The 15,194-nt window shown below is 47.0% G+C and carries 12 protein-coding genes; 4 read left to right on the top strand and 8 right to left on the bottom strand.

The features are described 5' to 3' along the window. Nucleotides 1–554 (bottom strand): alpha/beta hydrolase (locus K2Q26_11950; protein ID MBY0316229.1); only part of this gene is annotated, 554 nt, incomplete at its 3' end. Next, entirely contained in the window at nucleotides 551–1,291 is a 741-nt protein-coding gene (locus tag K2Q26_11945; protein MBY0316228.1) for a beta-ketoacyl-ACP reductase, read from the bottom strand. The genes K2Q26_11950 and K2Q26_11945, both read right to left, overlap by 4 nt. 133 nt (nucleotides 1,292–1,424) lie before the next feature. Here K2Q26_11945 and K2Q26_11940 point away from each other — a divergent pair, with 133 nt between their 5' ends. Continuing rightward, nucleotides 1,425–2,426, top strand: coding sequence for a ketoacyl-ACP synthase III (locus tag K2Q26_11940; GenBank protein MBY0316227.1), 1,002 nt, complete (start codon nucleotides 1,425–1,427; stop codon nucleotides 2,424–2,426). 14 nt (nucleotides 2,427–2,440) lie between these two features. After that, nucleotides 2,441–3,919, top strand: coding sequence for a long-chain fatty acid--CoA ligase (locus tag K2Q26_11935; protein MBY0316226.1), 1,479 nt, complete (start codon nucleotides 2,441–2,443; stop codon nucleotides 3,917–3,919). Here the strand turns inward: K2Q26_11935 and K2Q26_11930 are convergent. Further along, entirely contained in the window at nucleotides 3,916–6,042 is a 2,127-nt protein-coding gene (locus K2Q26_11930; GenBank protein MBY0316225.1) for a S9 family peptidase, read from the bottom strand. The two genes, K2Q26_11935 and K2Q26_11930, sit on opposite strands and share 4 nt — an antisense overlap. A 57-nt stretch (nucleotides 6,043–6,099) precedes the next feature. Here K2Q26_11930 and K2Q26_11925 point away from each other — a divergent pair, with 57 nt between their 5' ends. Further along, nucleotides 6,100–7,935, top strand: a complete 1,836-nt coding sequence (locus tag K2Q26_11925; GenBank protein ID MBY0316224.1) for an ABC-F family ATP-binding cassette domain-containing protein — start codon at nucleotides 6,100–6,102, stop codon at nucleotides 7,933–7,935. Here the strand turns inward: K2Q26_11925 and K2Q26_11920 are convergent. Genes K2Q26_11920 through K2Q26_11900 form a run of 5 tightly spaced genes read right to left on the bottom strand, consistent with a single transcriptional unit; the run spans nucleotide 7,932 to nucleotide 11,834 of the window. Continuing rightward, nucleotides 7,932–8,525: a hypothetical protein gene (locus K2Q26_11920; GenBank protein ID MBY0316223.1), complete on the bottom strand. Its 594-nt coding sequence runs from the start codon at nucleotides 8,523–8,525 to the stop codon at nucleotides 7,932–7,934. The two genes, K2Q26_11925 and K2Q26_11920, sit on opposite strands and share 4 nt — an antisense overlap. After that, on the bottom strand, nucleotides 8,512–9,927 hold the full coding sequence (locus tag K2Q26_11915) for a hypothetical protein (protein MBY0316222.1): 1,416 nt from the start codon (nucleotides 9,925–9,927) through the stop codon (nucleotides 8,512–8,514). The genes K2Q26_11920 and K2Q26_11915 overlap by 14 nt, the downstream gene beginning before the upstream one ends. Then, a complete protein-coding gene (locus K2Q26_11910) occupies nucleotides 9,924–10,589 on the bottom strand; it encodes a hypothetical protein (GenBank protein MBY0316221.1) in 666 nt (221 codons plus the stop codon). The genes K2Q26_11915 and K2Q26_11910 overlap by 4 nt, the downstream gene beginning before the upstream one ends. Further along, nucleotides 10,579–11,280, bottom strand: a complete 702-nt coding sequence (locus K2Q26_11905; GenBank protein MBY0316220.1) for a MotA/TolQ/ExbB proton channel family protein — start codon at nucleotides 11,278–11,280, stop codon at nucleotides 10,579–10,581. The genes K2Q26_11910 and K2Q26_11905 overlap by 11 nt, the downstream gene beginning before the upstream one ends. Further along, nucleotides 11,280–11,834, bottom strand: a complete 555-nt coding sequence (locus K2Q26_11900; GenBank protein MBY0316219.1) for a hypothetical protein — start codon at nucleotides 11,832–11,834, stop codon at nucleotides 11,280–11,282. The genes K2Q26_11905 and K2Q26_11900 overlap by 1 nt, the downstream gene beginning before the upstream one ends. Nucleotides 11,835–12,054: 220 nt before the next feature. On the opposite strand from K2Q26_11900, the gene K2Q26_11895 reads away from it, so the two are divergent. Continuing rightward, a partial coding sequence (locus tag K2Q26_11895; protein ID MBY0316218.1) for a fibronectin type III domain-containing protein occupies nucleotides 12,055–15,194 on the top strand: 3,140 nt, incomplete at its 3' end.

Genomic DNA, 15,194 nt, shown 5'->3' with positions numbered 1-15,194 from the left:
TTATAAGGGAACATGATTTTGTTCCACTGCACATTTTTTAAAATTAACTCGTCCTGCTCAGCCAGGGGCTCTGTGAAGGGAGCCATCATGATCATTTGACCGACATCATCGGGATAGAGTTCCGTATATTTTGCCAGCGCTCCTCCGCCGTAGGATAATCCTGCGAAGTTGTAAGGGCCTTTTAAACCCATAGATGTGAGCATGAGTTTTAGATTTTTAGCCTGGTCTTCGATCTGAAAAGGGTGAAGGGCGGGAGCGTATCTCAAAAGAGTCTCACCCATCCCATCGAAATCAAAACGAACAACGCCCACCCCGTATTGTAAGAGAGCGGCGACCATGGTGTCCCACTGACGTGTAGAGTAAGTGAGTCCATTCATTAGAATGACGGTGGGCTGCCCCTCTTTGGCTTTGATATAATTGACATAAAATTCTTTTTCTTCACTGAGCTTCACGAAGCCTTTGTAGTCGGAAAGAGAGGCTATCGGAGGAGTCGCCGCGGCCACTCCCGATGCGAAAAGGATCCCAGTGAGCAGCAAATGTTTGATCATGATCATAGAGAGGTTCCGCCATCCACGCTAAGAACTGCACCATTGATGTAACTTGCAGCGGGGCTGGAGAGGAACAGGCACGCGTTCGCGATGTCTTCAGTTCGACCCATGCGGGCCACAGGCACTCGATCGACGATCTGTTTAAGAACTTCCGGAGGCATTTTATCTGTCATCGGCGTTGAAATAAATCCCGGAGCCACCGCATTTACGGTATACCCTTTGCGACCCAATTCTTTCGCCAAAGTTTTAGTCATACCGATCACTCCGGCCTTAGCGGCCGCATAGTTGGTTTGACCAAAATTCCCGTAAAGTCCCACAACACTGGAAATATTAATAATTCGTTTATTGGTGGAGTTCGGGTTGAATTTTTCTTGAAGTGATTTTGTGACATAAAAAAGGCCGGAGAGGTTGGTGTTGATCACCGCATCCCACTCGCTAGGTCCCATTTTCGCAAACGATTTGTCGCGAGTGATTCCAGCGTTATTGATCAGCACATCGACAGGCGCACTGGACGCCGCTGCTTTCTGGCAACTTTCGAAACTGGAAACATCCACCGCCATCGTTTTAAGACTTTTAGAAAACTGAGAAAGTTCTTGTTCGGCCATCTTGAGGGCTTCGGCCGAGTAGTCCCAAATCGTGACATGAGCCCCGGCTTGTAAGAATGATTTAGTGATCTCTAAACCGATTCCTGATGCGCCTCCGGTAACGATGGCGTGTGTATTGGCAAATGAAAATTTAAGCATGTGTCCCCCCAATTCGATCTTCACCTCTATAGAATTGCGTTAGGATTTCAACAAATTTACGTTCTTGTGCGCTGCATACCCCCGTGATTGAACGCCGCACTCTTGCTACATCAGCAGTCTAAGGGGGCATTTTATGGCAAAAGCATCAATAGTAGGCACGGGGCTTTATGTTCCAGAAAAAAAAGTAGAGAACTCTTTTTTTAACGATCTTTATAAAAAAGACGTGGGAAGTTTTTTGCAGACGTCGCGCAATATTTTTTCGCGACATTGGATGGCGGAAAATCAGTCGACGAGCGACATGATTGTGCCCGCAGCGGAGATGGCTTTAAAAAATGCCAAAATCACCGCCAAAGATCTCGATCTCATTATTGTAGCCACGGACACTCCCGATTACTTATCTCCATCGACAGCCTCTGTGGTGCAATATCGTCTCGGGGCCACTCAGTCTGGAACTTTTGACTTAAATTCCGCCTGTGCAGGGTTTGTCACGGCTCTCGATGTGGCGTCCAAATATATCAAGGCCGATTCCAAATACGAGAATATTCTCGTCGTCGGCGCCTACGGGATGAGTAAGTATCTTAACTTTGATGATTACAAGATCGCGACACTGTTTGCAGATGGTGCCGGAGCCGTTGTGGTGCAGGCGCAAGACGATGACAACGTCGGGATCCATGCGAGCGAACTGACGACTCACGGAGAATTTCATGACTACATGGGAATTTACGCCGGAGGAACGTCTAAGCCGATCACCCACGATGTTGTTGAAAAGAAAGAGCAACTCCTTTCGTTTCCAAAGCGCATACCTCCTGAGACCAATGGAATTCATTGGCCCGTGCTGGCGCACAAAGTGTTAGACCGTGTTCATAAAACACCGCAACAAGTAGATCACTACTTCCTCACTCAGTTTAATATTCAGAGCATCTACGAAACTTTAGATAAATTGAACGTCCCTCGCGAGAAATCTCACAATATCATGCACAAGTATGGGTACACGGGAAGCGCCTCGATTCCTATGGCTATCGCCGATGCCGCCCAAGCTCACAAACTCAAAAAAGGCGAGAGTGTTGTCTTGATCGGTTCCGGGGGCGGGATGAGTATGGCGAGTGTGGCTCTGACTTGGGGTTACGACACGTGAATTTCGACGGGATCATCGAAGCTGATTGGCTGTCCAAGTGGAATCACTACATGCCGGGGAAGACGGCGCTCACCGATGGTCACACCGGACGCCAGTGGACCTATTCTGAGTTTTTTAAAATCGTCAATGCGGTGGCTCTGCGGTTGCAACAATTCTACAAGATTCAAAAAGGGGATCGCGTCGCCTTACTCTCGGCCAATGAGCTCGAAAGCGTTGCTTTGTTTTTTGCGACGAGCCGCTTAGGGGCGCTCCTTGTGCCGATCAACCATCGTTTAAGTGCCCCGGAAATCGATTATATTCTGGATAATTGTGGTGCGAAGTTGCTCGTTCACTCTGATGAGTATGTGCAACTCTCTCAACAGAAAAAAAATACGTCCGCGCAAATCGCTCAGCTTTTAGGTGCCGGGGGTTTGTTTTCGGATCTTCAGTGGGGAGAGATGGTGGAGTTTTCGGCCCAATTCGCGGACCCGGCGATGATTTTATACACATCGGGTACGACAGGATTTCCGAAGGGCGCCGTGCTCACTCATCAGGGCTTATTCTGGAATTCAGTAAACACCACATTGCGATTGAATCTTTCTCAGGATGATATTTCCGTGAATTTTGCGCCGCTTTTTCACACGGGGGGATGGAATGTGCTTTTGACGCCATTCATTCACCGAGGCGCCCACACCATTTTATTGAAGAGATTTGATTCTGATCTCATCCTTGAACTTTTACAGTCTTACAAATGCACTTTGTTTTTCGGGGTTCCGACAACTTTAGATATGATGGTCCAATCCAAGCAATTTGAAAAAGCCGACTTATCGTCGATTCGCTACGCGATCGTCGGTGGCGAACCAATGCCGATTCCTTTGATTCAGCAGTGGCATCAAAAAGGCATCCCCGTGCGCCAGGGATATGGTTTGACTGAATTTGGGCCTAACGTTTTTTCTCTCAACGAGGAGCATGCTCTCACAAAAATTGGATCTATTGGGTTCCCGAATTTTTATATTCAAACTAAAGTGGTCACCCCCGAAGGCTCTGAGGCCAAAGCGGGAGAGGTGGGCGAGCTTCTGTTGCGTGGGCCTATGATCATGCAGGGGTACTGGAACAACGCTCAGGCCACGGCAGAAACCATCAAAGACGGGTGGCTCTCCACCGGCGATCTGGTCCGTCATGATCAAGATGGTTTTTTCTATGTGGTGGGCCGCAAAAAGGAAATGTATATTTCTGGGGGAGAAAATATTTACCCCGCCGAAGTGGAGCACGTGCTGCGATCACATCCATCCATTCGCGAGGCCGCCGTGATTGGAGTTCGGGATGAAAAGTGGGGAGAGGTGGGTTGTGCCTTTGTGGTCAATTCCCAAGAACTTCATCCTGAGCAGATCGCAGATTATTGCCGAGAGCGGTTGGCGAAATTTAAAGTGCCGAAGCATTTTCGCTTTCTTTCCGCACTCCCGAAAGGGGATAGCGGAAAGATTCTTAAAAAAGAGTTACAAAAATCGTTTTAGTTTTTATTATTCTCTTCGAGCCACACAATAAAGCCGTACTGGTCCGCGCGCTCTTTCAATGCGGAAAATCTTCCGGTCACACCACTGTGGCCCGCCCCCATTTCGGTCTTCATCACAATGAGCGAATCAGCTTGGTTGTGATCTCTTAATTTTGCGGCCCACTTCAGTGGTTCCCAGTATTGAACCTGAGAGTCGTGATATCCTGTGGTGATTAAAACGTGGGGATACTTTTTTGCCGTCACGTTATCGTAGGGCGAGTAAGACTTTATATACTTGTAGGCCTTCTTCTCATTGGGATTTCCCCACTGCTCATACTCCGCCGTGGTCAGAGGTATCGAGTCGTCCAACATTGTCGTCACGACATCGACGAACGGAACTGCCGCATGGACTCCGTGGTAGAGATCAGGGCGTAGATTCATAACGGCTCCCATCAACAGGCCCCCGGCGCTTCCGCCTTGCATGTAAATATGTCCTGCTTTGCCATAACCTGTTTTTACCAAATGTTCCGTGGCCGAGATAAAATCAGTAAATGTGTTTTTCTTTTTCATCAGGCGACCGTTTTCAAACCAATCCCGTCCCATCTCTTGCCCGCCACGAACATGAATGATGGCGTAGACAAATCCGCGATCCAGCAAACTGATAATGTTCGAGTTATAACTGGCATCCATGGACATTCCGTAGGACCCATAACCATAGACAAAAAGTGGGTTTTGCCCTTTTTTAAATTTATCAATCTTGTAAACCAAAGAGATCGGGACTCGGGCTCCGTCTTTTGACTTCGACCAGACTCGTTCCGAAGTGTATTGAGATGCCACATAAGATGGAACATCCTTTTGTTTGATTAAATTCGATTTTGCGGTTTTGACGTTATAATCATAGATAGAGGCGGGTTGAACCATAGAGTTGTAGTAATAGCGAAGAACTTCTGCCTCGTACTCTTCGTTGGTTCCAATGCCGGTATCGTACACAGGATCGGGAAATGCGATACGAGAAAGTTTTTTTGTTCTCCGATCGCGCAACTCAATCTGCGTTAAGCCTTTGGTACGCACGGCGGCTGCGATAAAATTTTTAAAAACCACGATTCCCTCGAGAAATACGGTCTCGCGGTGGGGGATAACATCCCGCCATTGAGACTTTGCCGTATTTGTGTAGGGTGTCTTCATCAGGCGAAAGTTCTTAGCTTTCCAATTGGTGAGGATGTAGAAAGCGTCCCCGCCATCGAAAACGGAGTACTCATGTTTCTTTTCTCGCTTGAGAAAAACTTTAAAGCGACCTTCGGGATCCTGGGCGGGAAGCGTTTGAACTTCGGAACTGTCTGTGCTTCCGGTGTCGATGATGAGCGTCTGGCCATTCAGGGTTTTGCTGATCCCCACATTAAATGTTTCGTCCTTTTCGAAAAATACCTCTACCGATTTCTTTTTTTGGAGATCGTAGCGAAAAATTCGCTCCGAGCGCAATGTCTCCCGATGCTGGTAGGAGTAAAATCCTATAGAGTCGGTGGCCCAAACCCAATTTCCTGTGACGTCGACAATTTTATCTTTGAGAATCTCTTGGGTTTTCAAATTTTTAAAGTAGAGGGTATAAAATCGACGACCCACATCGTCCACGGCGAAGGCAAGCCACTCATGATTGGGAGAAATATCGCTGACGTAGGCGGAATAGTATTTCTTTCCGTGGGCGAGAGCATTGACGTCAAGAATGATCTCCTCGCGTCCTTCCAGGCTTCCTTTTTTGCGACAGTAAATGGGATATTCTTTTCCTTTTTCGTAACGCACGTAATAGTAATAATTATCTTTCTTATAAGGAGCTGTAGCGTCGTCTTCTAAAATTCGACCTTTCATCTCATTGAACAACTGATCACTTAAAGATTTCGATTTTGCCAATATCGAATCGGCATACAGATTTTCGGCCTGGATATAATCTAAGACATTTTTAGAATCTCTTTGATTCATCCAAAAATAAGGATCGAGACGTCGATCCCCATGTTTCTGAAGCACTTTGGCCTCGCGAGGCGCTTGAGGAATATCGGGCTGTGGCGGAGAGCTATTAGGTTGTTTTTTCATACCCTGACAGGATAGCAATATAACGGCCCCTAAGAGGAGTCCTAATTTCCAAAAAGTCATTCGTCATTCCTTGATTAATGTGTGACAGTTCTCTTATGAAAAGCTAAGCTGCCGGGCATGTCAATTTTGATCACTGCTCGCCAGCTCTCGAAGTCGTTTGGTACACGCTCACTCTTTAAAAGTTTAAGCTTTGCTATAGAATCGGGCGAGAAAATCGCTCTGATTGGTCCCAACGGCGCGGGGAAGTCGACGTTACTTAAAATATTGAGTGGATCTGAAACTCCCGATGGGGGAGAAGTTCATAAACAGAAGGGTCTTAAGGTCGCCTATCTGGCCCAAGTTCCATTGTTTAAAAAAGACGCAACTATTTTCTCCACGATTCTAGAAAGTCTTGATGAGGACGATTGGGAAGGGATGGGGCGAGCTCACGAAGTCATCTCTCGACTCGATCTCCTGCGTTGGGGGGATCCTGAAAGCGTTTTGATAAAGCAGCTCTCTGGAGGTTGGAAGAAACGTGTGGCCTTAGCGCGAGAGTTGGTGAAGTCTCCTGACATTCTACTTCTCGATGAGCCAACCAACCATTTAGATGTGGACAGTATTTTGTGGCTTGAGGAGTTTTTAACTTCGGCCAATATCACTTTGTTGATGATCACCCACGATCGACAGTTCCTTCAGCGAGTGTGCGAGAGGATTTTAGAACTCGACGCTCGACTTCCTGAAGGTGTTCTTGATGTTCGCGGAGATTATACGGCCTACCTGGAGTTAAAGGACGAGCAGCTTTCGAGCCAGCAGGAGCGAGAAAAAGTTTTAAAAAATACACTTCGCCGAGAGGTCGAATGGCTTCGTCGTGGGGCGAAGGCGCGGCAAACGAAGCAGCAAGGGCGAATCACTCGGGCTCACGAGTTAAAACAAGAGGTGGAAGATCTCACTCAAAAAAATACCGTGCGCGAAGTTCGTATGGATTTTCATAGCCAAGAAAAAGCTCCCAAAAAGTTAGTGGAGCTCACTGATGTTCAAAAGAGCTATGGGGATAAAACTCTGTTCGAAAATGTAAACATCTTGATTGGTCCTAAAACTAGAATTGGGCTTTTAGGTACCAATGGTTGCGGAAAGAGCTCTCTCATTCGCGTGATCTTAGGAATAGAAGAGCCCTCACAGGGAAAAGTTTTTCATGCCGAAAATTTAAATGCAGTCTATTTTGAGCAAAATCGAGAGTCACTAAATCCAGAAACCAGCGTGATGAAGACCGTGTGTCCCTACGGGGATCATGTCGATTACGCCGGACAAAAGGTGCATGTGCGAAGTTACTTGAGTCGATTTCTATTTGGTCCGACCCAAATGGATATGCCAGTGGCTAAGTTGTCAGGGGGGGAGCAAAGTCGCTTGCTGCTGGCCAGACTGATGTTAACTTCGGGAAATCTTTTGGTTCTCGATGAGCCGACCAATGATCTGGATTTTGCGACTTTAAATATTTTAGAATCGTGTTTGCAAGAGTATCAAGGCGGCGTGATTCTGGTCTCCCATGATCGCTATTTCCTTCAGGCCGCCACACATCAAATTCTCGCGTTTCCTCCCAATGAGGCTCCCGAGAAAGATCTTGTGATGTTCTCGGATCTTTATCAGTGGGAAGACTGGTGGAACTCGCAAAAAGAAAAACTCCAGCACAAAGGCTCACCGATGACTAAAAAGGAAACGGTGAGGGCAGTTCCTTCCAAGCTGGAAGGTTTAAAAAAACTCAGCGCCAAAGAGCAAAAAGAGTTTGCAGAAATGGAACATAATATTTCCCAGGCCAAGCAGAATTTAGAGAAATTAGTCTTGTCTTTACAGGACTCCTCGGTGATTGAGTCTTCGCAAAAAATGAGAGAGACAACCCAGGCCATTGCCGATCAAGAAGAAATGATTTCTCGAATGTATTCAAGATGGACCGAACTCGAGCAGCGCTCGAAGGTTTAAAGAGGAACTACGAAGCCGAAGTCATAGCTTAACCCGGTGACTTCGAGGTCTGCAGAGTTGAGCATGGCGTATCGTGCGGAGACTTTCCAATGAACATGAAACGCTTTAAACGTATAAACGGCCGTCGCACTGAGGCCTGAGGACGAGTAAACTCCCTGATCTCCGTTGAGAAAATACTGATTGATGCCGGCTCCCACGTAAAAAGCTTGATCACCAGAGATGCGATCAATGAATAGCGGTTTACCTTCCATACTGAGCGTTTTATTCGAACTGTACGGTGTTCCCAATACGGTGTAGAGCAAATATCCACCGAGTCCGGTAAAGCTGTTTCTGACTCCGCCCTGAGTATTAATTGCCGATGAAATAAATATTTCGGTGCTCCAATTTTCGGTAAAGGAGTGTTGGAAAGAAAGTCGCCCGCCGCTGCCGTGGAGATTGCCTTCGGTAGTTTCGAACTGGGACATCTCATAGGAAAGACCGAGTTTATTTTTCTTTTGAATAAGACTTGTTTCTAGGGAAAGCGTCTCTGCCGCACAAACGGCCGAGGAAATAAAAAGCAAAAATGCCAAATAAAAACTATGCGGCTTCATCCATCAATCCTGCGCTCACCAGAGCTTGAAAACAAGGGGAGGACTTAGAGCCAGGGATTTTCTCCCGATAAGTTTGTAGTAGCTTAAGTTTCTTTTCGGGCAATTGAGCTTCGAGAATCGAGAGAATCTCAGGAGCGCCGACCCAAGCTGTCGCCAGCGAGCGCGCATCAAACTGAGCGAGGGTGTTCTGAATATAAGCTGAATCTCTTTGACTGAGCCAAACGAGAGACTGCATATTCTTCTTCCATTTTTTCGGAACCATATCTGGCTTTTGTAAAATTTTAATTTCGTCGTCCGCAGAGATGTCACCCCAAGAGGCGGCGCTCTCAAATGAGCGGAATGGACTTTTTTGAATGAATTTCCAGTCTGCTGCCGTTTTTGGCTTTTTCTGCACAATTTGTAATTTGTCCGAAAGCGGAATGCGAAGATCTTGCTGGCGCAATGGACTGACGGAGTGCCACAGCCCAGAATTCTTTTGAACTTCGAGACTTAAACTCTCTTGAGACGTGTAACATAATGGGAGTGGCGCCAAATAATAAGGGTGCTCATGATGGGAGGCGTATTCCGGATCGAGCGTTAAAAAATAACTGGCGTAATCACGAGCGTAATCTAATTTTTCGAGCAGCATGCGCTTCTGTTGGGAGCTGATATTCTTCCAGATCCAGTGGGCGTATCGATCTTCCGAGCACCAGTAGCTATCTCCCATGACTTCCAAAAGAGATTCCTCCGGGAAATCAAAAAATGGTTCTGCAGTCTTGGTTGGACTAGGAGATGCGGAAGAGCTTTGTGCATTGGGTTTAATGGACTCGACCTGAGCCGATCCAAAGCCGGACTCACTCAGAGCACGGGTCAGATTCTCAAACTGCGTGCGAAACATTTTGAGGCTGCGCTGCTGGAGAATAAGTCCCAATAAAAACATAAGCCCGATGGCGCTGGCGATGAGGATCGAGAAAAATTCACCGGCTTGGGAGGCGAGGGAGGTAGAAATGTTCGATATATCTTTGGCCTTGATCGTCTCAATCACCGGTGCTTTCACCTCGGGCTGATACTTAAATTTAACGATAAGTCGATTTCGATTGAGAGGTAATAATTTGTAAACCTTGGATCTGAATTCGGCAGATACGTTTTCGACCGAGGTGGTTATATCAATGTAGATTTTTACGATATCTTGTTCGTCGATCTTAGACGGGCTGAAATCCTCGATATTCTCAAGCGTAGTTCCCGGTACGGCATCGTACTTTTTGTAACCCACAAAAACAGTGGCTTTAATATTTGGATCAAAACCTTTGAGGCCGCGTTCGATGCGATTTTCCACGGCATCTTCAAATCGAAGTTTCTCTAAGACATCGGCTTGGGATTGCACAGTGTTGATGAGACACAAGATGATGAGGAGTGATTTCATTGGACGACCTCACGCGGTTCGATTCTTAAAGAGAGAGTTCGAGAGTTTCTCGAATGCGACGATGTGGCTTGGATAAACATCTGGGCTTCCGGGAAGCCCATTTCTCGAGCCTCCTTCAAGGCGGTAGAAGCCCGTAAACTACTGAGCAAATAGTTATCGACCACCACGTTCTGAATTTTTCGATGTATTGGCTTGTTATCGGTGTGGCCCTCGAAATACAGATTGAGACCCAATCGATGAGGATACACTTTAGTTAAAACATCCTTTATAAGAAGATGGTTCTCTTTGCTGATGATATGGCTTCCGCTCGCAAAAAGATTCTCGGGGAAGTTGAGAATAAGTGACTCACGATCTTTATTGATGCTGACGTTGAGACCTTTAAGTGTTTCAAGAAATGTGGCTGGGAGACGAGCCTGGGTTTTTTCTTTGGCAAACCCGGGGTTGTCCGATCCATGTTCCTTTTTTCCGTTAAAGCTTTCCGCAAGAGTGACTAAGAGCATGTTTTTCTTTTGGTCATCGAGCGAAAAGAAGAGAATGAAGAAGCAGAGAAGCACCATGAGAAAGTCCGAATAAGAAACGGCCCAAAGATGAGCGTTCTCATCTTCGTGCACCGAGATTTCTTCATCTCGTTCTATTCTAGGGTAACGGACATTATGCTCCACGGAGATGAACCTCATCTTCTACGAGCTGGCTCGCTTCGTTTTGATTTATTAAAAGAATAATTTGGTAGAGATTGACGAGATCATTTTTTTCACGAATATGCCTGACTTGTAAATGATCGGAGAGAGGCATAATTAAAGCGTTGGCAAGGGCTAACCCTAAAAAAGTCGCGGTCATCGCGAGTGCGAGTGCAGGTCCGATGTTCTGTTTGCTGCCATCGAGTGAGCTAAACAGAGAGACCATCCCGATCACGGTACCCGCCATTCCCAATGCTGGCGGATATTTCGCTAAGTTTTTTAAACTTTGGATGGCGTCGACGGATCGCTGTTCAATTTCTTTGCGACGCTGCGAAAGTAAAACGACAAAAAGATCTTGAGTGACCCCTTGGGTCCATAAGTCCTGGGCGTAATTCACGAGATCGTTTTTAACTTTGATTTGTTTATTTTTATTTTTGGCCAGTTGAATCAATTCCTTACGGATCTGCTCGAATGAATCATCGGAAGACCAGAATTGCATAAGGCTTTTTGCTAAGTGCTTCACCGTGACCCACGGATTGGAAAATATAAAAATCGTCGCCGTTCCGCCCGCCACCAGTACGAAGGAGTGCAGATTAAAGTACATCGATGTGTTTTCGAGGCCCATCGAAAAAACAAAAACGGCGGAGGTGAGGAGGAAACCGATAAGAAGTGTCATTATTGAGCCTCCTTCAATCTTTTCTGAAGAGCAAGAGCCGCCGCACTTTGCGGGTCAATGGTCAGTCCTTTTTCAAGATCCGAAAGCGCTTCTTTTCTATTGTTCATGAGTGATAAAGTTGTAGCTCTAAAAAATAACACCGACGACACCTGAGGATATTTATCTTTTAAGCTGGTCGCAAGCGCTAAGGCTTGTGGGTAATCCTTTTTGATTAAATGCGATTCTGCTTTCCGGAGTCCATCAATGATCTCGTTGGTTCGAGAGCTGAGAGTTTTTGAGATTTGTTCGTCCAGGGTTTGTTGGATATTTTTGTCGGTGATCAAAACTTCGGAATTGTCATTGATGGGGGAAAAAATCACCATCGGTAAACTTTGAGAATTGACTACAATATAGCTCTCATTTCTTTTGAGAGTTAATTTTTCTCCGGCCTTGATGGATATGAATTCAAGTTGATCCGTTTTTTTAACGCGAACATCGCTTTCAAACTGAAGCTCCGCTGCAATCGTCGGAAATGAATAGCATAAGACCAGTAGCGAAAAGATACAGATTTTCATACTTCTTGTATCGGACTGGTATCGTTTTGACTTGATATGGAACAAAGTTTAGCTAAACGAAGGTCGGTACGTTATAATTATGGATGTGCTACAGGAGTCGAGTTATCATTAAGAGTGTTAGGCTTTACGATAGTTTTTAGGAAGTTTATCACAGAGCCCTTATGTTTTATTATGATATGGGCGAAGTAGTACGTTAGTTGGACAAGTGATGAAATTCGTTATGAAATACATTCTATACGGTTGGACTATTGTCCTTCTGGCCAGTTGCGGAAGCTCTGGCGGTGGTGCTGTCGACGATCTGTTTGGTGTCGGCAAACAGGGTCCGCTCCTTACGAATATCTCTACGCAAACCATTGCTCAAACAGACTTGTTACATCTCGACGTCAATAACGTTCGCAAAGGCGATCCTGGTGATGACAACGGGATGACTTACGCCTGCTATTACGATCAAGTTGTAGATAATCTCGTCGAAGAAACTCAGAGTTGCTCTAATCTGCCAGACTCTACTTTTAGTTTTAATGGGGCTACGGGAACTTTCGATTGGACTCCAGGGAATTCTATCCTCGGAAATTATGAATTTAAAATCACCGGAACGAATAAAGATGGAAAGTCTCAGATTATTTTTCCAGTGGGAATTCGACTCAAATTTAACGGCATCACCTCGATCACTGCGATTACAGGTGTAGGAGCGACGGTCAACTGGACTCCGAATCTTTCGGCTCAAAGTTATCAGATTTCAAAATTAAATACAGTGACTGGTCTTTACGAAGTTTTTCAGATCGTCCCTGGTGGGGCGACCAGTGGATTTACGGTCACAGGTTTAATTCCAAATACAGGTTACACGATCCGTGTTCAGGCCTTAGATATCCTCGGATTTTCTGATGGAAACACGGTGTCTCGATCATTTACGACCACGACGCTGACGCGCCTAAGTATGGCTCCCGCCGCAGTCACCTTGTCCGCAGGAACGCCTCAAGTGATCACCGTAACGGCTTTTAACAGCGATGGCTCTCCACAAACTATCGGAGGTCTGAGTTTAACCGCGCAAATTCAGAGCGGAACGAGTTCGGGTATTTTTAGTGGGATCACAGATAATAATAACGGAACTTACACATTCACATTCACCCCAACAGTTGTAGGCACGCCTATTAACATCGAAGTGACTTTGGCGATGTCGTACTTTCTCAATAATACGGTGGCAATGACGGTCAATCCAGGAGCTCCAAGCCCCTCGACTTCGACGCTGGCCATTGCGCCCGGGGTTGTCGTGTCGGGGAGTATTGCTAACATCTCCGCATTGATTCGTGATGCCTATAACAATCCCTTGCCCTCGGCAACAGTGGTTTTCTCTGCGACAGGGGGAACATCCACAGGAACAATTTCGGGATCCACCAACTTAGGCTCTGGAAGTTATTCGGGAACCTATGTGGGCTTAGTGGCCGGGACCGCGCAAACCTTACGCGTGACCGTCAACGGAACGCTGATGTCGATCAATACAACGATTCAAGTGGTTCCAGGACCGGCGTCAACTCCGAATTCGAGTTTGACCTTGAGTTCCGGTACAGTAGCGTCGGGAAGTACGATCAATATTACCGCTGTGCTTCGCGACGCCAACAACAACCCGATCTCCAGCGGAGTTCTCGTTGTTTTTAATAAGTCTGGTGGGACCAGCTCAGGAAGTTTTAGTGGCGTAGTTAATGCGGGTGGCGGTTCATACACTGCGACCTACCTGGGAATAGCGGCCGGGTCAGCGCAAACAATTACAGTTTCTGTAGATGGCGTCACTTTGGGATTCGCGCCCACTGTGCAGGTGGTGCCGGGACCAGTGAGTGTCGCTAATTCGACTTTGGTGATTAGTGCACCGACGGTCAGCTCCGGAAGTTTCGTGACCGTTACGGCGACATTAAGAGATGCTAATAGTAACGCGATTGATAGCGGAATTACCGTCACATTTCCTGTGAGTGGAGGGACATCCACTGGTACACTCAACGCCGTCGGGAACCAAGGTGGGGGAGTGTACAATGTTCGCTACACCGGCGTTGTTGCCGGAACGGCTCAGTCAATTTTTGTCGCTGTCAACGGTGTCACGACAGCAATCCCTGCCACCTCGATCACTGTGACTCCGGGTGTTCCGAGTGCCGCTCAATCAACGATTGTGGCTTCGCCGAGTACAATTAATTCCGGAACGAATTCAACGGTCACGGCCACGATTCGGGACGTGAACAATAACCCGATCTCCAGTGGAATTTTAGTCACGTTCACGAAAACGGGAGGAACGTCTTCCGGAAACTTTAGCTCTGTAACGAATATGGGTTCTGGGCAATATGCGATTACTTACCAGGGAGTGGGCGCTGGTTCCGCTCAGACCATCGGAGTCGAAACCGACGGGTCGGCATTAGGAATTACGACGACCATCACTGTAAACCCGGCAGCCATGAGTCTTGCTAACTCGAGTTTAACGATCAGCTCTGGGACAGTCGCTTCGGGAAGTTTTGTCACGGCCACTGCGACATTGCGAGATTTAAACAATAATCCTATTGCCGGTTCGAGCACGATCACGTTCCCTGTTTCTGGCGGGACATCGACGGGAACTTTAAACGCTGTCACAAACCAGGGGAATGGGGTGTATGATGTACGCTATACGGGTGTTGTGGCGGGAACGGCTCAATCTGTTTTTGTGGCCATCAATGGCGTCACTACGGCGATTCCAGCCGTATCTATTGTCGTAACTCCAGGGAATCCGAGTCCTGGCAATTCGATGATCGCCGCGGCACCAGGATCTATAGCTGCGGGCGCGACCTCGACAATCACCGCGACGATTCGTGATGCCAACAACAACCCAATTCCAAGTGGAATTGTAGTCACATTTTCTAAATCCGGAGGAACCTCCGCAGGAAACTTTAGTTCGGTCACAAATATGGGAGCAGGACAGTACGCCATTAACTACGATGGTGTCACCGCGGGCTCAGCTCAAACAATTGGTGTGATCGTTGACGGAGCTCCATTGGGACCAACAACAACGGTGGCGGTCGTGCCGGGTGCTCCATCCCCTTTGCTTTCCACTTTGACCGTTTCATCGGCAACGGTGATCGCTGGATCTAGCGTTACGGTGACGGCGGTGATTCGAGATTCCTACAATAACCCGATTAGTAGTGGGCTCATCATGGCCTTTGATAAAACGGGCGGAACTTCAACAGGAACATTTACTCCTGTGAGTAACGACGGTAACGGCCAATACTCTACGACCTATACGGGAGCCGTCGCCGGTACAGCACAAACGCTACAGGCCAATGTGAATATGTTTGCATTTGGACCCACAGCTTCGATTCAAGTATTGGTAGGAGCCCCGAACGCGGCGAA

It is taken from the genome of Bdellovibrionales bacterium (assembly GCA_019750295.1).
Lineage (GTDB): Bacteria > Bdellovibrionota > Bdellovibrionia > Bdellovibrionales > JAGQZY01 > JAIEOS01.
Note: the sequence above shows the minus strand (reverse complement) of the source record. Positions and strands in the feature narration are given on the sequence as shown.